Genomic DNA, 20,362 nt, shown 5'->3' on the forward strand with positions numbered 1-20,362 from the left:
CCGGCGTCTCACTCCACTCGCCGTTTCGCTATCGCAGCAAATTCGACACGCCATTTCTTCCGAATCTTTACGGGACGGCGGAAAGCGACATGGTGCAGCGCGCGTCCCACGCACCGTCCGACCGCCACGCACAGCCCTGATTCACGCTGGCCCCGTTCCTGCATACCGGTCGATCGCGCAATCGCGCGACGGGCGCACCGGCAGCGTTGCCGCGCGCCCGACGACAACCTGACGGAGACAGCAACGTGAGCACACCGGTATCGATCACCCCGCCCAGCATGAAAGCCGCCGTCTGGCATGGCCGCCACGACATCCGCGTCGAACAGGTTCCCGTTCCGGAGCGCCCGCCCGCCGGCTGGGTCACGATTCGCGTGCACTGGTGCGGCATCTGCGGCTCCGACCTGCACGAATACGTCGCCGGGCCGGTGTTCATCCCGGTCGACGCACCGCATCCGCTGACCGGCCTGAAGGGCCAGTGCATCCTCGGCCACGAGTTCAGCGGCGAGATCGCCGAACTCGGCGCGGGCGTGTCGGGCTTCGCGGTCGGCGACCGCGTGACGGCCGACGCGTGCCAGCATTGCGGCACCTGCTGGTACTGCCGGCACGGGCTGTACAACATCTGCGAGAACCTCGCGTTCACCGGGCTGATGAACAACGGTGCGTTCGCCGAATACGTGAACGTGCCGGCCGAACTGCTGTACAAGCTGCCCGACGATTTCCCGACCGAGGCCGGCGCGCTGATCGAACCGCTCGCGGTCGGGCTGCATGCGGTGAAGAAGGCCGGCAACATCGTCGGGCAGACCGTCGTCGTGGTCGGCGCTGGCACGATCGGCCTGTGCACGATCATGTGCGCGAAGGCCGCGGGCGCCGGGCGCGTGATCGCGCTGGAGATGTCGGCCGCGCGCAAGCAGAAGGCGCTGGAGGTCGGCGCGAGCGTCGTGATCGATCCGAAGACGTCCGACGCGATCGCGGAAGTCAGGGCACTGACGGGCGGCTACGGCGCCGACGTGTCGTTCGAGTGCATCGGCCACACGACCACCGCGAAGCTCGCGATCGACGTGATCCGCAAGGCCGGCAAGTCGGTGATGGTCGGCATCTTCGAGGAACCGGCGCCGTTCAACTTCTTCGACATCGTGTCGACCGAGAAGGAAGTGATCGGTTCGCTCGCGTACAACGGCGAATTCGCGGACGTGATCCGCTTCATCGCGGACGGCCGCATCGACGTGCAGCCGCTCATCACCGGCCGCATCGCGCTCGGCGACATCGTCACGCGCGGCTTCGAGGAACTGGTCAACCACAAGGACCGCAACGTGAAGATCATCGTCCAGCCGGCCGTCTCCTGACCGCACGCGCGGCCGCGGCATCGATTCACGCCGCGCCGCGCAGGCTCGCGTACCGCCAACGCATCCCGATCGACGACGTGCCGCGACACGATGCCACGCGACGACGCGATCGCGCAGGGCGCCCCGGCCCTGCCGCCGCGTGCGCCGATCGATCCGCCGGCGCTGCACTCGGGTACGGCGAATCGCTGTCGCGGCAGGCGACACCGCAACCCCGCACGATTCTTCGATATACTGGACCGAACCCTTTTCGGGGCAACCGGGATAACGGCGCCTTTCGCGCGTCCGCCCCGACCTGCGTGGACTAGCGCACCGTGAAACCGCGAGCCGGACTGATTCTCGAACTCTTCGTCAACCTCGTGCTGCCCTGGGTGGCCTATCGGGTCGCGCGTCCGTATTTCGGCGAAACGGGCGCGCTGTACGCGTCGGCGGTTCCGCCGATCATCTGGTCGATCGTCGAATTCATCCGCTCGCGCCGCGTCGACGCGGTAGCGGCCATCGTGCTGCTCGGCATCACGCTGTCGATCGTCGGGATGGCGTTCGGCGGCAGCCCGCGCACGCTGCTGATGCGCGAGTCGATCGGGTCGGGCACGATCGGCATCGTGTTCCTGCTGTCGCTGTTCCGCGAACGCCCGCTGATCTACTATCTGGCCCGCGCCACCGTGGCCCGCGAGATGGACGGCGGCGCCGCGCACTTCGAAGCCGTCTGGGACGCGCAGCCGGGCCTGCGGCAGATGCTGCGGCTGATGACGTTCGTGTGGGGCGCCATCATGACGACCGAGATGCTGCTGCGCTGGTGGATGGTCTTCCACTGGCCGGTCGAACGCGTGCTGGTCGTGTCGCCGGTCATGGGCTACACGGTGTTCGGCTGCCTGCTGCTGTGGACGTTCTGGTACCGGCGGCGGATGCGCGTGCGCAACAGCGTCGACATCCCGGGCCGCAGCGGCGTCACCGAAACCGCCGGCCGCTGACACGCGGCTGGGCCGTTGCCCGGCGGCCTGTCACGGCGCCTGCTGTATGATGCGCGGCGTCTCGTCCGCCGATCCGTTTCCCGTCATGACCCTTTCGCTCCTTCCGTGTGCCACGATCTGGCTCGCCCTGTTCGCGGCCGCCGCATTCGCGTGGCATCGCCCGCTGCACGGCCTGAGCATCGGCCTCGCCGCGCTCGGCTATGCGGGCGCGCTGGCGTTCGGCCAGCTTGCGCCGATCACGCTGGCACCGTTCGCGCTGCTGATCGCGGCCGGCTGGGGCGTATTGCCCGGGCGCCCGCTCGCGGTGCGCATCGCCGCGCACCTCGTCTTTGCCGCGCTCGCGATCGTGCTGAGCCTGCACCTGATTCCCGGCTTCCACAATCCGCGCGTGATCGGGCCGATCCGCTTCACGCCGGACGCCGTGCCGTTCACGATGTACCTGAATTTCGACAAGCCGCTCGTCGGCCTGTGGCTGTTGTGGGTGCTGCCGTGGGTCGCCCCCGACGTCGCGCTGTCGCGCGCGCTGCGCACCGGCGTCGTGGCGGCCGTCGCAACGGCTGCCGCGTGCCTGGTCGGCGCGCTCGCGTTCGGGATGGTTGGCTGGGCGCCCAAATGGCCGCCGTCCGGCTGGCTGTGGCTCGCGAACAACCTGTTGCTGGTAACGCTCGCCGAGGAAGCGCTGTTCCGCGGCTACGTGCAAGGCGGGCTGACCCGCGTGCTCCATGCCTACTCATGGGGCCCGTGGGTCGCGCTCGCAATCGGCGCGGTGCTGTTCGGCGCCGCGCACGCGGCCGGCGGCTGGCCATGGATCGTGCTCGGCACGGTGGCCGGCGTCGGCTACGGGGTCGCGTGGCGGCGCGGCGGCCTGCTCGCCGCCGCGCTCGCGCATGCGGGGCTGAACGTCGTCCACTTCGGCCTGTTCACCTACCCGATGCTCGCCGCCGCGCGCTGATCGCGACGCCGGCACCGGCGCCGCCCGCGCGGCCGCTCAGTTGAAACCGGCCACCGCGTGCGGCACGTACGGGCGTTCGAGCGTGGCGATCTCGTCGTCGGTCAGCTTCAGCGCGAGCGCGCCGAGCGCATCGTCCAGTTGCTGCGGCTTCGAAATGCCGACGATCGGCGCGGTCACGCCGCGCTTTTGCGCGACCCACGCCAGCGCGACCTGCGCCCGCGGCACGTTGCGCGCGGCGGCGATCGCCGCGACGGCCTCGACGACCGCCTTGTCGGCGTCGGCCGTCGCGTCGTACAGCCGCTGGCCGACGTCGTCCTTCTGCTGCCGTTCCGACGATTCGTCCCAGTTGCGCGTCAGGCGCCCGCGTGCGAGCGGGCTCCACGGGATCACCGCGATGCGTTCGTCCTCGCACAGCGGCAGCATTTCGCGCTCCTCTTCGCGATACAGCAGGTTCAGGTGGTTCTGCATGCTGACGAAGCGGGTCCAGCCGTTCTGCTTTGACGTGTGCAGCGCCTTCGCGAACTGCCACGCGAACATCGACGACGCGCCGATATAGCGGGCCTTGCCGGCCTTCACGACGTCGTGCAGCGCCTCGAGCGTCTCCTCGATCGGCGTGCCGTAGTCCCAGCGGTGAATCTGGTAGAGATCGACGTAGTCGGTGCCGAGCCGCTTCAGGCTCTGGTCGATGTCGGTCATGATCGCCTTGCGCGACAGACCCGCGCCGTTCGGCCCCGGCCGCATCCGGTAGAACACCTTCGTCGCGATCACGACGTCGTCGCGCTTCGCGAAATCACGCAGCGCGCGACCGACGATCTCCTCGGACGTGCCGTCCGAATACATGTTCGCGGTATCGAAGAAGTTGATGCCGGCCTCGACCGCCCGCTGGATGATCGGGCGGCTTTCCGCTTCCGGCAGCGTCCACGGGTGCGTGCCGCGCAACGGCTCGCCGAACGTCATGCAGCCCAGCACCAGCTTCGACACGTCCAGCCCGGTCGACCCGAATTTCACGTATTCCATTGCACGCCTCGCCACTCAAGTTGGGGGTTGCGGCCGGATGCGCGCCGCGCATCCGCCAGACGTTGCATGGTATCCCGCACGCCGCGAACGCGTATGACCGCGCGCCGCGTGCAGGCTGCGTGAAAGGTTGAACCTCGAAGGACGAACCGGAAGGCTTCGCTTACTTGGCCTGGTCGGCGATCGGCTGCAGGAACGCGGAGAAGCCGGTCAGCATGATCTGCACGCCGATGCACAGCAGCAGGAACGCCGACACGCGCTTCGCGACCTTGGTCCCTTCGCTGCCGAGGTAGCGCGCGAGCAACGCGGAGCGGCTGTAGACCTGCCAGATCACGAGCGCGACGAGCACGGACACGGCGATCGACACGATGCTCGACAGCATGAATTCCGACAGCTTGTGCGTGCGGTTCGCATTCAGCGCGATCGCGGTCGCGATCGAGCCGGGGCCGACGGTCAGCGGCACCGTCAACGGGAAGAACGCGCGCGTCATGATCGCGTTCGCGTCGATCGGCTTGACCGGCGTATCGCCGCCGCCCGGCCCGTCCGGTTCGTTCAGCATCTGCCAGCCGGCCACGGCAACCGCGAAGCCGCCGCCGATCCGCAGCGCTTCCATCGAGATCCCGAAGAAATGCAGCACCGGCGTGCCGGCGAAGAACGCGACCATCAGCACGACGAACGCATTGAACGCGACCTTCCGCGCGAGCAGATCCCGTTCGTGCGCGGTGAGCGCCTCGGTACGTTCGAGAAACAGGAACGCGATGCCGATCGGATTGATGATGCCGATCAGGCCGGTAAAGCCGAACAGGATCTCGGAGACAAGGCGATTGACGATCATCGTGCGAAGCATCGGTCGGGACGGGGCCGGCAGCGCGCCGGGGGTCACGCATTGTAGTGCAAGCGCTCGCGCCCGAGACGCAAAATGCGGCCGGCCCGGTTCCGCCGTCGATCGTCGTGGACGTTCGTCGCGCAGCCTTATTCGGCGCCCGGCTCCCACGCCGGCGGCCGCTTCGCGAAGAAGGCCGCGAAACCCTCCTTCGCTTCCGGCGTCGCCCGCACGCGGGAGATCGTCTGCGCGGTGAACGCCGCGCGTTCGTCCGACGGCGGGTACTCGCCGATCGCATCGAAAAAGCGCTTGATCTCCATCAGCGCGTGCGGGCCGTTGCGGCCCAGTTCCGCGAGCGTCCGGTCGAGCGCGTCGTCGAGCGCATCGAGCGGCACGGCCTGATGGATCAGGCCGATCGCGACGGCTTCGGCGGCCGCGAACTGCGTCGCGGTCAACGCAAGCCGGCGCGCCTGGCGCTGGCCGACCGCCTCGACCAGATACGGGCCGATCACGGCCGGCAGGATCCCGAAGCGCGCTTCGCTCACCGAAAAGCGCGCGTGGTCGCTCGCGATCACGATGTCGCACGCCGCGCACAGGCCCACGCCGCCGCCGAACGCGTGGCCCTGCACGCGTGCGACCGTCGGTTTCGGGCATTGCCGGATCGCGCGCATCATCGCAGCGAACCGCTCGGCGTCACGCAGGTTCGCGGCCGCGTCGTTCGCGCTCGCGCGCTGCATCCACTGCAGGTCGGCGCCCGCGCAGAATGCGCGGCCATCCGAACGCAGCACGATCGCGCGTACGTCTTCGCGCCGGCCGAGCGTCGTGAATGCGTCGGTGAGTTCCGCGATCATCGTCTCGTCGAACGCGTTCAGCACGTCGCCGCGCTGCAGCGCGACGGTCGCGATGCCGCGCGCATCGACCGTGACGGCCAGGGTCTTCAATTCATCCATCGAACAGGTTTCCTCGGGTAGAACTGCACACATCGAAATCAGGCAGCCTGGCGGCGATCGATCACGCGTCGCGCCTTCCCGGTCGCGCTCGCGGGAATACCGCCGGCCGCCAGCACCGTCACGCCGGACGACACGCCGACCATCGTCTTGATCCGGTGCTGCAGCTCGCGCGCGAGTGCCGCGCGATCGCCGTCGGTGACGGACGCCGCCGCCTCGGAGCGCAGCTCGACCGCGAGGTCGAGCCGGTCCATGTGACCGTCGCGCGACAGCGTGATCTGGAACTGGCCCGACAACTGCGGCAGCGCGACGACGATCTCCTCGATCTGGCTCGGGAACACGTTCACGCCGCGCACGATCAGCATGTCGTCGGAGCGGCCGGTGATCTTCGCGAGCCGGCGCATCGCGCGCGCGGTCGGCGGCAGCAGCGCGGTGAGGTCGCGCGTGCGGTAGCGGATCACCGGCATCGCCTCCTTCGTCAGCGACGTGAACACGAGCTCGCCCTCACTGCCGTCGGGCAGCACTTCGCCGGTGACGGGATCGATGATCTCCGGGTAGAAATGGTCCTCCCAGATCACCGGGCCGTCCTTCGTCTCGACGCATTCGCACGCGACGCCCGGGCCCATCACTTCCGACAGCCCGTAGATGTCGAGCGCGTCGATGCCCACGCGCGTCTCGACTTCGTTGCGCAGCGCCTGCGTCCACGGCTCGGCGCCGAAGATGCCGATCTTCAGCGACGATTCGGCCGGGTCCATCCCCTGCCGCACCATCTCGTCGATCAGGTTCAGCATGTACGACGGCGTGACGAGGATGATCTTCGGCTCGAAATCGCGAATCAGCTGCACCTGCTTCTCGGTCTGCCCGCCGGACATCGGCACGACCATGCAGCCGAGCCGCTCCGCGCCGTAGTGAATCCCGAGACCGCCGGTAAACAGGCCGTAGCCGAACGCGTTGTGCAGCGTATCGCCCGGGCGGCCGCCGGCCGCGCGGATCGAGCGCGCGGTCACGTTCGCCCACGTGTCGATGTCGCGCGCAGTGTAGCCGACCACGGTCGGCTTGCCGGTCGTGCCGCTCGACGCGTGCACGCGCACGACCTGCTCGCGCGGCACCGCGAAGAGGCCGAACGGATAGTTGTCGCGCAGGTCGGTCTTGGTCGAGAACGGGAATTTCGCGAGATCGGCGAGCGACTTCAGATCGTCCGGATGCACACCCGCCGCCTCGAACGTACGCCGATAGTGCGGGACGTTGTCGTACGCGTGGCGCAGCGACCACTTGAGGCGGTCGAGCTGCAGCGCCTGCAGTTCGTCGCGGCTGGCGGTCTCGATCGGCTCGAGGGCGGCGGCGGGATGCGTCGGGTGAGTCATCGGGGTGCTCCTCCAATGGAGTGATGTCGTTGTCGTGTTCGAAGTGACGAAGCGGTCATGACCGGAACGTGCGGCCGGCCGCATGCAGCGCGGCGAGGCGCGGCGACACGCGATAGCGGTCCTCGCCGTAGCTCGCCGCCAGGTTCGACAGCACGCGATGCACGCGGCCGATCCCGATCGCATCGGCCCACGCGAGCGGGCCGCACGGGTAGTTCACGCCCTTCTCCATCGCGAGATCGAGATCGGCCGGCGAGCACACGCCCTGGTTCACCGTGTCGGCCGCCTCGTTCGCGAGCATCGCGACGGTGCGCATCGCGACCATCCCGGGCACATCCGCGACGCCGACGACGCGAAAGCCCGCCTGCTGGAACAGGCCGACCGCGTCCGCGTAAGCGGCGTCGCTGCACTGGAGCGCGCGCGTCAGCGCGACGAGCCCGGCCTGCGCGTAATCGCGCGCGAGGTCGACGAGCACGAGATCCGCCACGCCCGTCTGGGCGGCGCGCGCGGTCGCCGTACGGCCGTCGGTCAGCGCGATCGACGCGCGGCCGGCCACGGCGAGCAGTTCGTCGGCATGCGCGTCGTGGCGCCGCGCGTTCGCGGTGCGTTCGACGAAGCGCGCATGCAGCGCGGCGGCCGGGCCGTCCTGCGCAAACAGCACGACGTCGGCCGGCGCGGTGCGCGCAGGTTCGAGATCGGGAGCGGGCGGCGTCGCGCCGTCCGCATACGAGTAGAACCCGCGCCCGGACTTGCGCCCGAGAAAGCCCGCGTTCACGAGCTCCTGCTGGATCAGCGACGGCGTGTAGCGCGGATCGTTGAAGTACGCGCGGAACACCGACTCGGTCACCGCGAAATTCACGTCGTGACCGATCAGGTCCATCAGCTCGAACGGCCCCATCCGGAACCCGCCGGCTTCGCGCATCACCGCGTCGATCGTGGCCGGCGTGCCGCCCTGCTCGTTCAGCACGCGCAGCGCCTCCGCGTAATACGGCCGCGCGACGCGGTTTACGATGAAGCCCGGTGTCGATTTCGCCATCACCGGTTGCTTGCCCCACGCGGCGGCGGTCGCATGCAGCATCTGCGCGACCTCGGGCGCGGTCGCGAGCCCGCTGACCACCTCGACGAGCGCCATCAGCGGCGCCGGGTTGAAGAAATGCAGGCCGGCGACGCGTTGCTGCACGCGCAGCCCGGCCGCGATCGACGTGATCGAGATCGACGACGTGTTGGTCGCCAGCACACATGCGTCGTCGACATGACGTTCGAGGGTCGCGAAGATCTCGCGCTTCACATCGAGCCGTTCGGCCGCCGCCTCCACGATCAGCGCGGCGCCCGCGAAGTCGGCCAGCGCGCGCACCGCGCGAATTCGGTTGCCGGCCGCGTCGGCCTGCGCCGGTTCGAGCCGGCCCTTCTCCGCGAGCCGCGCGAACTGCGCGCGGATACCGGCCAGCGCCTTGTCGCAGGCCGCTTCGTTCAGGTCGTACAGCAGCACCGGATGGCCGGCCGCGGCCGCGACCTGTGCAATGCCCGCCCCCATCGCGCCGGCGCCGATCACGCCGACGACGGCCGACGGCGCCAGCGCGCCCGAGTTCACCGAATGTGCAGAGAAAACAGCCATCGCTTGCGATCCGTCATGAAGTGGAAATGCGAGCGATTATAAACCGACCGGTCGGTATGTTTATGTCAGGGCGAGCCCGAATGTGGGGTGCAAGACACCGTTACGGAAGCTGCAACGACAAAAAATCGGCAGGTCGGGGCACTTTTTGTAAACAGAAAGGTCAATGTAATGATTCGAATATGAGATAGCGACCCCCGATCGCCTGATAAAATTCGACAAATTGCCGGATTCCAGGGGAGACATGTGCCGCGCCATCACCGCCGTCCATCGCTCCCTTTTCGGGGGCGAATCGAGCCCGGCCCGCGCGTCGCCACGTGTTGCTCGTCTCGCTGTCAGCGGGCAACCGCATCGAATCGTTTCATCCCGCGACGGGCTTCGGCCCGCCCGCGCCGTCGCCGCCTCGCGGCAGCGAACCCAGGGCGGCACCGCCGCGTGCCGCCACCCATCGGTTTCATCGTCCTCGTTCGGCGGATAGTACGGCCGGGCTTCGTCAACCCGTGACGGCGCGTCGCGCGCCGCCACTCGCATAAGGAATCCCTCATGCCGCTCTCGTCCAACCAGCTCCCGCGCTGGACCCTCTGGGCCCCGCTTGCCGCGTGGCTGGTACTCGCGCTGTCGCGCGTCGTGCCGGCCGAAGGCCTCGCCATCGCGGTGTTCGCCGCCGCGCTCGCCGGCGCCGTGTTCGCCGCCGTCCACCATGCGGAAGTCGTCGCGCACCGCGTCGGCGAACCGTTCGGCACGCTGGTGCTCGCGGTCGCCGTGACCGTCATCGAGGTCGCGCTGATCGTGTCGGTGATGCTCGGCGCGGGCCCCGAGAAGTCGGGTCTCGCCCGCGACACCGTGTACGCCGCCGTGATGATCATCTGTAACGGCATCGTCGGCATCTGCCTGCTGGTCGGCGCATGGAAGCACGGCGAACAGGATTTCCAGGGGCGCGGCGCGAGCAAGGCGCTCGCGGTGCTTGCGTCGCTGTCGGTGCTGTCGCTCGTGATGCCGAACTACCTGAGCGCCGCACCGGGCCCGTTCTTCTCGAAATCGCAGCTCGCGTTCGCCGGTGTGGCGTCGCTCGTGCTGTACGGCGCGTTCGTGTTCGTGCAGACCGTGCGCCACCGCGACTACTTCCTCGCCGCACACGACAGCGCGGACGAAGCGGTGCACGCGGCGGCGCCGAGCAACCGCACCGCGATCATCAGCATGGTGCTGCTGTTCGCGAGCCTCGTCGCCGTCGTGCTGCTCGCAAAGCTGCTGTCGCCGGCCGTCGAGCATGCAGTGCTGAAGCTCGGCGCGCCCGAAGCCGCGGTCGGTATCGTGATCGCCGCGCTCGTGCTGCTGCCGGAAGGGCTCGCCGCCGTCACCGCCGCGCGTGCGAACCGCCTGCAGACCAGCATGAACCTCGCGCTCGGTTCGGCGCTCGCGAGCATCGGGCTCACGATCCCGACCGTCGCCGCCGTATTCATCTGGGTCGGCCAGCCGCTCACGCTCGGGATCGGCGCGATGGAAACGGTCCTGCTGGCGCTCACGCTGCTGGTCAGCACGCTCACGCTGAGCCAGGGGCGCACGACGGTGCTGCATGGCGTCGTGCACGTCGCGCTGTTCGCCGCTTATCTGTTCCTGTCGTTCACGCATTGACGTCCCGATGCACGCGGCCGGGCGGATGCTCTCCGCCGGGCCGCGTGCATGTCTTCCAGTCCTTCCACCTCCTTCGCTTCGCGCCGCCGTCACCGGGCCGCAATCGCAAAATGCGTCCGGATCGACAGCGCGTCAAGTCGCGTCATCGCGCCGCTTATCGGTGTGGAATCCGTAGAGTGCAGCTGCGTTGTCGACCAGGATTGCGCGAGCCGTCGCATGGTCGGCCGCGCAATCGCGCAGCCAGCCGAGCAGGCGCGCATCGTCGGGCACCGGCGATGCATTCGGGTGCGGCCAGTTGCTGCCCCACACGCAGCGCGCCGAATGGCCGCGCGCGAGCACGGCGGCAAGACGCGCGACGTCGTCGTAGCCCGGCGCGCCGGATCGCGACGTCTCGTACGGCGCGGACAGCTTCACCCATGCGTGGCCGCGATCGAGCAGGCGTCGCAGTGCGAGGAAGGACGGCGCATCCGGTGCGACGGGCGTCAGGAATTTGCCCGTGTGATCGATCACCACGCGCGCCGGCAGCCGCGATAGCGCGGGTTCGATATCGCACAGCGTGCGACCGTCGAACTGCAGGTCGATATGCCAGTCGAGCGGCGCGATCCGCGCGGCCATCCGCTCCAGATCGCCCCATTGCGCGGTGCCGCCCGCCAGCATCATGAACCGCACGCCGCGCATGCCGGCGGCATGCAGACGTTCCAGCTCGGCGTCCGGCACGTCGATCGGCAACGTCGCGACGCCACGCGCCTGCGGGCCGAACGCGGCCAATGCGTCGAGCGTGCAGCGGTTGTCGAAGCCATAGCCGGTCGGCTGCACGACGACCACACGCGTGAGGCCGAGCGCCCGCTGCATGCGCCGATATGCATCCACCGGCGCATGGGGCGGCCGAAACGTCGCCGTCGGCGCGAGCGGATACGCATCGTCGTAGATATGGATATGGCAATCGCACGCATCCGGGAACCGCCTGCTGCCCGCCCCGTCGCGCGTCATTGCAGGCCCTGGCCGACGGATGCGCTCGACCTGCGCCAGCGCGCGAGTCGCGTCGCCTGCGCGGCGTTGATCGCGCCGTTCGGCACACGTCCGTCGAGCAGCGCGGCAAGCTGGTCGACCGTCTCCAGCGCCTGATGTTCGATCGCCGGCAGCGTCAACCCGCCGATGTGCGGGGTCGCGATGACGCGCGGATGCGCGGCAAGCATGGGGGACGGCATCTGGTCCGCCGCGCGACCGACGTCGAGCGCGCAGCCGGCGAGCCGGCCGCCGTCGAGCGCGTCTGCAAGCGCCTGCTCGTCGACGAGTTCGCCGCGCGACGCATTGATGAAATACGCGCCCGGCTTCATCGCGGCGAATGCCGCCGCATCGATCAGGTTCGCGGTGGCCGGCGTGGCCGGCGCAAGACAGACGACGTAATCCGCATCGCGCAGCAACGTTGCGGAATCGACCTGTTCAAGCGGCGGCGAGTCGACCCGCACGTAAGGATCGCTGACGAGCACGCGCATCCCGAGCGCCGTCGCGATCGGTGCGAGATGACGCGCGATCTGCCCGTAGCCGATCAGGCCGAGCGTGCTGCCGCGCAGCTCGCGTCCCATCCGGGGCACCGGCGGCGCGCCACGATGGTATGCATCCGCGTAACCGCCGATCCCGCGCGCGAGGTCGATCATCGCGCCGACGACCCACTCGGCGACGGCCGGCCCGAAGCCGGGGCTCGCCTGCGTGACCAGTACGCCGAACGCGCTCGCCGCGGCGACGTCGATCGTGCGGATGTCGACCGCGCAACGCAGGAACGCGGCGAGTGCGGGCAGCCCCGCGAACAGTTCGCGAGGCGCGGGGGTCTGCCGGTACGCGATGATCGCGTCGCATCCCTGCGCGGCGGCAATCAGTTCGTCCGTGCCGAGTTCGCGATCGTGCGGGTTGCAGGTGACGTCCGCGAGCGCGCCCAGCGCGCGCAACGCCCTGGCGCCGAAGTAGTGGTCGATCATCCCGGTCGGATGCGTGACGTAGACGCGCGTCATGCGCGACCTCCGCTCGTACCGGCCGCATCCGGCGGCGGCGCCACCGATGCGCGCTCGACGAGCGTCACGTCAGCGAACACGCATTGCCCGGGGGCGGACGGCACGTCGCCCTCCTGCCGCATCACGCGCCGCACCATCTCGCCCGCCATTTCAGTGACCGGCAGTTGCACCGTGGTCAGCGCCGGGCACGAGATCGCCGCCAGGAAATGACCGTCCATCCCGATGACGGACACATCGTCCGGCACCCGCAGCCCGCCGTCGCGCAGCCCGGCCATCAGGCCGAGCGCGAACAGGTCGTTGACCGCGACGATGCCGGTCGGCCGCGCCGGATCGGCCGCGAGCTCGACGCCGAGCGCACGCCCGACGTCGACGATCACCGAGTCGCCGTATTCGTTCGCGGGGCCGCCGTCGAGCACGCGGGCCTGCGTGGCGCCGCCCGCCTCGCTCGCCACGGCGAGAAACCCGCGGATCTTGTCGCTGCGGCTCACGGTGATGCCGGCCACGGTCGCGAACGCGAGCCGCGTATGGCCTGCATCGACGAGGCGGCGCGTCGCGAGCCGCGCGGCCGCCTCGTTGTCGGCCGTCACGTGATCGACCTTCGATTGCTCGCCGGGCGTCGCGCGACGGTCGTAGCTGACGACCGTCATCCCGCGTTCGGCCGCGCGCTCGAGGTGGCTTTCGTCGGCGAGCGACGAGATCACGATCACGCGCCGCACGCCATGCGCGTAGAGATCGTCGAAGAACGACGCCTCCTTTCGCGCATCGCGGTACGTGTTGCCGATCAGCACGCGATGACCATACCGTTCCTGCGCGCAGGCCTCGACCTCACGTGCGATGTAGCCGTACATCGGGTTCGCCATCGACGGCACCAGCAGCCCGACGAGCGGCGTCTGCCCCGTCTTGAGCTGGCGCGCGAGCGTGCTCGGCCGGTACTGCAGCGCATCCATCGCCGCCTTCACGCGTTCGAGCGTTTCCGGCTTCATCTGGTCGGTGCGTCCGTTGAGCACGTTCGAAACCGTGCTGACCGAAACGGCCGCATGACGGGCCACGTCCTGAATCGTACTCATGTCGTCTTGCATGGAACGGGCTACAGGCCGAAATGGGCCGGCAGCCACAACGAAAACGCCGGTGCGAAGATCAGCGCCACGAGGGCAGCGAACAGCACCAGCAGATATTTCACCATCGGCCGGGCCACGCGCCCGACCTCGGTGCCCGTGATCGCGCACGTCGTGAACAGCCCGAGCCCGACCGGCGGCGCGAACAGCCCGAACCCCATCGCCACCACCACGACCGTGCCGAAATGCAGCGGATCGATGCCGAGCTGCAGCGCGATCGGCGCGAGCAGCGGCCCGAAGATGATCAGCGCGGGTGCGCCTTCGAGCACGGCGCCGAACACGATCATCAGCAGCGCCGACAGCAGCAGGAACATCGTCGCGCCGTACTGATGGGCAAACGCCGTCATTGTGCCCGAGACGAGGGCTGGAATCTGCTCGATCGACAGCGCGAACGACACGCTCGACGCCGCGGCCACGATGAACAGGATGCCGCTCGCCATCGACGCGGCGCGCACGAATACGCGGCCGACCGAGCGCCACGTCAGTTCGCGGAACGCGAGCCAGCCCACGACGAGTGCATAGACCACCGCGAACGCGGACACTTCGGTCGACGTCGCGACCCCCGACGTCACGCCCTTGCCGATCATCGCGACCATGACCAGCGCGACGAGCGCGCCGCCCGCGAGCGGCAGCCACGCGCGACGCTCGCCGAATACCTCGGCCACGTCGATCTTGCGCCCGGTGACCACCGTCACGACCGCGAGCGACGCGGCGAGCACGGCCGCCGGCACGATCCCCGCGACGAACAGCCCGGCGATCGAGATGTTCGCGACGAAGCCCATGATGATCATGTTCACGCACGGCGGAATCGTCTCGGCCATCACCGCGCTGCACGCGAGCAGCGCGGCGGTTTCGTTCGGGTCCTGCCGCGCGCGGCGCACGGCCGGCATCACGACGCCGCCCACCGCCGCGATATCGGCCAGTTTCGAGCCCGACACGCCGGAAAAGCAGGCCGTCGCGAAGATCACGATCAGGCCGAGCCCGCCCCGCACGCGTCCGAACATCCGCAGCAGCAGTTCGACGAGCCGCGCCGACATCCCGTTGGACTCCATCAGCAGCCCCGCCAGCACGAAGAACGGCACCGCGAGCAGGACGAAGTGATCGGCCCCGGCCATCACCTGTTGCGAGTAGACGAGCAGCGGCAGCGTCGGATCCGCGAGGAAATACAGCAACGCCGAAAACGCCAGCACGAACCCGATCGGCACGCCGAGCACCAGCCCGCCGACGAAGCCCGCGACGAGCAGCGCGCCGGGCGCGACCGCATGCGCGGGCCACAGCGCGTTCCAGCCGTATATGGCGGCCGCGAGCGCCGCACAGCACGCGAACGTGCGGATCACCCGGCGGCGCGGCGCGTTCAGCGCATTGGCGAGCGCGAATACCGTCATGAACAGTGCGCCGAACATCATCGGATACCCGTTGATCCAGCCCGGCAAGCCGCCCGTCGTCATCTGGTCGTACGAATCCGCGAGCAACTGGCACGACGACACCAGCAGGTTCAGCGCAACGGCCGCCACGATCCAGTGGCCGACCTGGATCAACGCGCCCTGCCAGCGTGCCGGCAGCAGGCCGCGAAACACGTCGATGCCGACATGCTGGCTGCGCCCGAGCACCGTCGCCGCGCCGAAGAACACCAGCACGATCATCAGCGCGCTCGCCACTTCCTCGGCCCAGTCGACCGGGTCGTGCAGGAAATAGCGGAACACGACCGACACGAACACGACGAGCACGTCGACGGCGAGCACCGCGGCCGACAGGATCTCGATCCCGCGCAGCACCGCATCCAGCACGCGGGCGGCGCGATGCGCCGGCCGGCCTGCGGCGGGCGCCGGCGCGGCGCCCGAGACGGAATGCATGTCCATCGCTCAACCCCGCGCGGCGGCGATCGCCGGAAAGAGCGGCGCGGTGGCCGGATACTGCTTCGCGAACGCCACATACAGGCGGTCGTGCATCGTCTGCCGCAGCGCCGCGCGCTCGCCATCGGCCAGCGGGTGAAACGACATGCCGCGCTGCTTCAGCGCCTGCTCCGCCTGCGCGGCCTTCTGCGCGGCAATCGCGCGCTGCTGCACGGTTGCGTCGGCCACCGCGCGGTCGAAGGCCGGCCGCAGATTGGCCGGAATCCGGTCGAGCGCACGCCGCCCCATCACGACGGTCATCGCCGCGAACACGTGTTGCGATTGCCAGCACGACTTCACGATCTCGTCGAAGCGACTCGCGAGCACCGTGGCGGGATCGTGTTCGAGACCGTCGACGACGCCCGTCTGCACGGCCATGTACAGCTCGCCGAACGGGATCGGCGTCGGCACCGCGCCCATCGCCTTGAAGGTATCCATGAACGCGGGCGTCGGCAGCACGCGCAGCTTCGTCCCCTTCAGCCCGGGCAGCGCCGTCACCGGCTGCTTCGTAAACACGCAGCGCCCGCCGAAATGCGAGCCCCAGGTCAGCACCGAGCATCCCGCGCGCTTTTGCAGCAGCGCGTTCAGGCTCGTGCCGACCGGGCCGTCGAGCGCCTTCGCGACGTGCGCGTAGCTGTCGAACAGGTAGCCGAGATCGAGCATCCCGAGCTCCGGTGCGATCGTGGCCCAGATCGACGAACCCGCGATCATCATGTCGATCGCGCCGATCTTGACCTGCTGCACGACATCGCTTTCCTTGCCGAGCTGGCTGTTCGGAAAGTAGTCGACCCGAATCGCATCGCCCACGCTCGCCTTCAGGTTCGCGACGAGACGCTGGTACCACACGTAGTGCGCGGCGTTCTGGTCGGCCGGCATCGACGACGAGCAGCGCAGCGTGACGACCGGCTGCTGCGCGCGCACGGCTTCCGGCAAGCCGCCAGCGGTCGCGAGCGTAGCGGCGGACAGCGTCTGCAGAAAGCGCCGCCGGGTATAGGTACTCATGAGCCGTCTCCTTTGCGAGTGCGTCTCGCGACGCAACTGTATCGATTTAGTGTATCGATACAGTAATACGACGACCGATGAGAGAAAAATGAGGGTTTCCCCTGTCCAGGATGAAATGACGAGGAGTACGTGGATTTGTTTCTTGCCAAATCCGGATGAAAAATCACTGTTTCTCACGTGTTTCAGCCGTCGGCGAAACGACCGACACCGATGGGCCGAATCATCAGACGACAGACTTTTCGGCGCGCAAGGACGCTTCGCTCATGCAGGCAAGCGCCGCTAAACGCCCGCGTCGTCCGGGTTGCCGGTCAGAAACCGCTCGACCATCGCGTTGAACACCGGCAGCGCCGGATTGTCGTTGTCCGCGCGCCATGCGAGATACAACTCGGCCGCCACGTTCGCGCCCGCCAGCGGCCGGAACACCACGCCGTCCACATGAAGCTCGCGCGCCGACGCGGGCACCAGCGCCGCGCCGAGCCCCGCGCGCACGAGGCCGAGGATCGTATGCGTCTGGCCGACGTAGTGCAGGTAGTTCGGCAGCCGCCCGGCGCCTGCGAACATCCCGGAGATCATGTCGTGGAAATACTTGCCCTCGTTCGGCGAATACGCGATGAACGGCTGCCGGTCGAGCTCGTCGGGGCCGATCTGCGCGTAGGCCGCGAGCGGCGCGCCTTCCGCGACCGCGACGAGCATCGGTTCGCGCTGCACGAGCCGGTATTCGAGCGGCTGGCGCGCGGCGCGCTGGCGGACGAAACCCGCGTCGAGCATCCGCGACGCGAGCGCGTCGATCTGCACGGTCGACACCATTTCGCGCAGTTCGACGTCGACGTCCGGCAACGCATGCGCGGCATGCGCGAGCAGCACCGGGATCATCCGGTACGCACTGACGGCCGTGAAACCGAGCGTGATGCGCCCGGCCCCGCCGTGCGCGACGCGCTGCGCGGCCTGCTCGGCGCGCGCGGAGAATTCGAGGATGTGCCGCGCGTCGCGCAGGAACCGTTCGCCGGCCGCGGTCAGGCTGACCTGCCGGCTGCTGCGCTCGAGCAGCGCGATGCCGAGCGCATGCTCGAGCAACTGGATTTGCCGGCTGAGCGGCGGCTGGGTCATGAAGAGCCGCCTGGCCGCTCGGCCGAAATGCAGTTCCTCGGCAACCGCGACGAAGCAGCGAAGCTGGTGCAGTTCAATCATTCAAATCTTGAATCAATCGATAGTCTTTTGATGTTAGACCGATATCGATGCGATTTCTATACTCGGTTCCACCGGATGCGCGGCCCACGTCGCGCACGACGACCGAGACCTTCATGACCATCGATATCCTGCTGACGCAGCCGCTCCCCGACACCATCGACGCCGAACTGTCCGCCCGTTACACCGTGCATCGACTGTATGCGGCCGAGGAGCCGGACGCGCTGCTCGATCGCGTGGCGCCGCGCATTCGCGGCGTCGTGACCGGCGGCGCGAACGGCCTGTCCGCCGCGCTGATGGACCGGCTCGCCGCGCTCGAGATCATCGCGATCAGCGGCATCGGCACCGACGCGGTCGATCTCGACCGCGCGCGGGCGCGCGGCATCCACGTGACGACCACCCCCGACGTGCTGACCGACGACGTCGCCGACATGGCGCTGGGGCTGATCCTGATGACGCTGCGCGACCTCGGCGCCGGCGAGCGGATCGTGCGCGCCGGCCGCTGGGGCAAGACGGCCCAGCCGCTCGCGACGCAGGTCACGGGCAAGCGGCTCGGCATCGTCGGACTCGGCCGCGTCGGGCGCGCGATCGCGCGGCGCGCGCAGGCGTTCCGGATGCCCGTCAGTTACTTCGGCCCGCGCGAGCATCGCGACAGCGGCTATCGCTTCGTGCCCGACCTCGCCGCGCTCGCGCGCGACAGCGACGTGCTCGTGATCGCGGCCTCGGCCGATCACGGCAATGTGCTGGTGACGGCCGACGTGCTCGCCGCGCTCGGCCCGAAAGGATTCCTGATCAATGTCGCGCGCGGCAAGCTGATCGACGAAGCCGCGCTCGTGCGCGCGCTGTACGACGGCACGATCGCCGGCGCCGGGCTCGACGTGTTCGCGAACGAACCGCATGTGCCGGCCGCGCTGCTCGAACTCGATCGCGTCGTCGTGCAGCCGCACCGCGCGAGCGCCACGCATGAGACGCGGAAGCAAATGGGGCGCATCGTGCTCGCGAACCTCGCCGCGTGCTTCGCGGGCCAGCGCCCGCCGACCAGCGTCACGCGCTGAGCGTGGCGCCAGTCTTCCGTTACAACACCGGATGCCTCCGCACGACGGAGGCCAGGAGACACGCATGTCCAATCGATCCAGCGGCGCTGCGCTCGCCGCATCGCCCGCCGCGTCGCGCACGATCGGCCGCGTCCGTTATGCGGTCCTCGCGCTGATTTTCGCGGTCACCGTCATCAATTATGCGGACCGCGCGACGATGTCGATCGCCGGCACCGGCGTCGCGCACGACCTCGGACTCACGCCCGTCCAACTCGGCATCGTCTTTTCGGCGTTCGCGTGGGCCTATGCGATCGGCCAGGTTCCGGGCGGCTGGCTGCTCGATCGCTTCGGCGCGCGGCGCGTGTACGGTCTGAGCCTGCTGCTGTGGTCGATATTCACGATGTTGCAAGGCACGGTCGGCGGGTTCGCCGTGCACGGCGCGGCCGCGACGCTCGCGCTGTTCGTGATGCGCTTCATGCTCGGTCTCGTCGAGTCGCCGGCGTTTCCGGCCAATTCGCGGATCGTCGCCTGCTGGTTCCCGACGGCCGAACGCGGCACCGCATCCGCGCTGTTCAATTCCGCGCAATACATGGCCGTCGTGCTGTTCACGCCGGTGATGGCGTGGCTCACGCATGCGCTCGGCTGGGAACACGTATTCCTGTGGATGGGGCTGCTCGGCATCGCGCTCGCCGCGCTGTGGTTCGCGTGGTATCGCGAGCCGCATGGCCACCCGCGCATGACCGACGCGGAGCGCGACTACCTGCGCGCCCACGGCGCACTCGTCGATCTTGAAGCGAACCGCATGCGCGAACGGCCGCGCGCGTCGTGGCGCGACATGTCGCAACTGTTCCGCCACCGGAACCTGTGGGCGATCTACATCGGCCAGTACTGCATCACGGCCCTCACCTACTTCTTCATCACGTGGTTCCCGATCTATCTGATCAAGGGGCGCGGGATGACCATCATGGAAGCCGGCTGGGTCGCCGCGCTGCCGGCGATCTGCGGCTTCACGGGCGGCGTGCTCGGCGGCCTGCTGTCGGACTGGCTGATCCGGCGCGGCATGCATCCGTCACGGGCGCGCAAGACGCCGTTCGTCGCGGGGATGGCGATGGCGACGCTGCTCGTGCTCGCGAACGGCGCATCGTCGAACGCGGTCGTGATCGCGCTGATGACGATCGCGTTCTTCGGCAAGGGACTCGCGGCGGTCGGCTGGGCCGTGCTCGCCGACACGGCGCCGGAAGGCATGGTCGGGCTGAGCGGCGGCGTCTTCAACGGTCTCGGCAATATCGCCGGGATCGTCACGCCGCTCGTGATCGGCTACTTCGTCGCCAGCACGGGTTCGTTCGCCGGCGCGTTATGGTTCGTCGCCGCGCACGGGCTCATCGGCATTGCCGCGTACACGTGGCTCGCGGGCCGCTTCGAGCGGATCCGCATCGCGCCGGCCGCATGAACGCCGCGGCCGTGCGCCGGCGC

The 20,362-nt window shown here is 68.9% G+C and carries 17 protein-coding genes; 6 read left to right on the forward strand and 11 right to left on the reverse strand.

Features of this window, described 5'->3' with window-relative positions:
- The first annotated feature begins 278 nt into the window (after nt 1-278).
- The 3 genes from CFB81_RS22840 (at nt 279) to CFB81_RS22850 (ending at nt 3,263) form a co-directional block, all read left to right on the forward strand.
- Nucleotides 279-1,343, forward strand: a complete 1,065-nt coding sequence (locus CFB81_RS22840; RefSeq protein WP_069617934.1) for a 2,3-butanediol dehydrogenase — start codon at nt 279-281, stop codon at nt 1,341-1,343.
- A 311-nt stretch (nt 1,344-1,654) separates the two neighbouring features.
- The gene (locus tag CFB81_RS22845; RefSeq protein WP_069617935.1) at nt 1,655-2,311 is read left to right on the forward strand and encodes a VC0807 family protein; all 657 of its coding nucleotides are present in this window, start codon (nt 1,655-1,657) and stop codon (nt 2,309-2,311) included.
- A gap of 85 nt (nt 2,312-2,396) precedes the next feature.
- Nucleotides 2,397-3,263, forward strand: a complete 867-nt coding sequence (locus CFB81_RS22850; RefSeq protein ID WP_089437109.1) for a CPBP family intramembrane glutamic endopeptidase — start codon at nt 2,397-2,399, stop codon at nt 3,261-3,263.
- A gap of 36 nt (nt 3,264-3,299) precedes the next feature.
- Here the strand turns inward: CFB81_RS22850 and CFB81_RS22855 are convergent, their stop codons facing one another.
- The 5 genes from CFB81_RS22855 to CFB81_RS22875 form a co-directional block, all read right to left on the reverse strand.
- On the reverse strand, nt 3,300-4,280 hold the full coding sequence (locus CFB81_RS22855; protein WP_089436618.1) for an aldo/keto reductase: 981 nt from the start codon (nt 4,278-4,280) through the stop codon (nt 3,300-3,302).
- Nucleotides 4,281-4,440: 160 nt separating this feature from the next.
- Nucleotides 4,441-5,112, reverse strand: a complete 672-nt coding sequence (locus CFB81_RS22860) for a MarC family protein (RefSeq protein ID WP_027780810.1) — start codon at nt 5,110-5,112, stop codon at nt 4,441-4,443.
- Between the two features lie 137 nt (nt 5,113-5,249).
- Entirely contained in the window at nt 5,250-6,050 is an 801-nt protein-coding gene (locus CFB81_RS22865) for an enoyl-CoA hydratase-related protein (RefSeq protein ID WP_089436619.1), read from the reverse strand.
- A gap of 38 nt (nt 6,051-6,088) precedes the next feature.
- Nucleotides 6,089-7,411, reverse strand: a complete 1,323-nt coding sequence (gene paaK, locus CFB81_RS22870; RefSeq protein WP_089436620.1) for a phenylacetate--CoA ligase PaaK — start codon at nt 7,409-7,411, stop codon at nt 6,089-6,091.
- 55 nt (nt 7,412-7,466) lie between these two features.
- Entirely contained in the window at nt 7,467-9,023 is a 1,557-nt protein-coding gene (locus CFB81_RS22875) for a 3-hydroxyacyl-CoA dehydrogenase (protein ID WP_089436621.1), read from the reverse strand.
- A gap of 540 nt (nt 9,024-9,563) precedes the next feature.
- On the opposite strand from CFB81_RS22875, the gene CFB81_RS22880 reads away from it, so the two are divergent.
- Nucleotides 9,564-10,652, forward strand: coding sequence for a calcium:proton antiporter (locus CFB81_RS22880; RefSeq protein WP_069617941.1), 1,089 nt, complete (start codon nt 9,564-9,566; stop codon nt 10,650-10,652).
- A 132-nt stretch (nt 10,653-10,784) separates the two neighbouring features.
- On the opposite strand, the gene CFB81_RS22885 is transcribed toward CFB81_RS22880, so the two are convergent.
- The 6 genes from CFB81_RS22885 to CFB81_RS22910 form a co-directional block, all read right to left on the reverse strand.
- Nucleotides 10,785-11,642: an amidohydrolase gene (locus CFB81_RS22885; protein ID WP_089436622.1), complete on the reverse strand. Its 858-nt coding sequence runs from the start codon at nt 11,640-11,642 to the stop codon at nt 10,785-10,787.
- Complete coding sequence (locus CFB81_RS22890; RefSeq protein WP_089436623.1) at nt 11,639-12,661, reverse strand: hydroxyacid dehydrogenase; 1,023 nt, start codon at nt 12,659-12,661, stop codon at nt 11,639-11,641. The genes CFB81_RS22885 and CFB81_RS22890 overlap by 4 nt, the downstream gene beginning before the upstream one ends.
- Complete coding sequence (locus CFB81_RS22895; RefSeq protein ID WP_069617944.1) at nt 12,658-13,740, reverse strand: LacI family DNA-binding transcriptional regulator; 1,083 nt, start codon at nt 13,738-13,740, stop codon at nt 12,658-12,660. Before CFB81_RS22895 ends, CFB81_RS22890 begins: the two co-directional genes overlap by 4 nt.
- A gap of 8 nt (nt 13,741-13,748) precedes the next feature.
- Nucleotides 13,749-15,635, reverse strand: coding sequence for a TRAP transporter large permease subunit (locus CFB81_RS22900; protein WP_089436624.1), 1,887 nt, complete (start codon nt 15,633-15,635; stop codon nt 13,749-13,751).
- Nucleotides 15,636-15,638: 3 nt separating this feature from the next.
- Nucleotides 15,639-16,670 carry a TRAP transporter substrate-binding protein gene (locus tag CFB81_RS22905; RefSeq protein ID WP_089436625.1) on the reverse strand — a complete coding sequence of 344 codons (1,032 nt, stop codon included), beginning with the start codon at nt 16,668-16,670 and terminating at the stop codon, nt 15,639-15,641.
- 279 nt (nt 16,671-16,949) lie between these two features.
- Entirely contained in the window at nt 16,950-17,858 is a 909-nt protein-coding gene (locus CFB81_RS22910) for a LysR substrate-binding domain-containing protein (RefSeq protein WP_089436626.1), read from the reverse strand.
- Between the two features lie 113 nt (nt 17,859-17,971).
- Between CFB81_RS22910 and CFB81_RS22915 the strand changes: the two genes are divergently transcribed.
- Nucleotides 17,972-18,910: a 2-hydroxyacid dehydrogenase gene (locus CFB81_RS22915; RefSeq protein ID WP_089436627.1), complete on the forward strand. Its 939-nt coding sequence runs from the start codon at nt 17,972-17,974 to the stop codon at nt 18,908-18,910.
- A 64-nt stretch (nt 18,911-18,974) separates the two neighbouring features.
- Entirely contained in the window at nt 18,975-20,339 is a 1,365-nt protein-coding gene (locus CFB81_RS22920; protein WP_089436628.1) for an MFS transporter, read from the forward strand.
- Nucleotides 20,340-20,362 lie beyond the last annotated feature (23 nt).

Source organism: Burkholderia sp. AU28863 (assembly GCF_002223195.1).
Classification (GTDB): Bacteria; Pseudomonadota; Gammaproteobacteria; order Burkholderiales; family Burkholderiaceae; genus Burkholderia; species Burkholderia sola.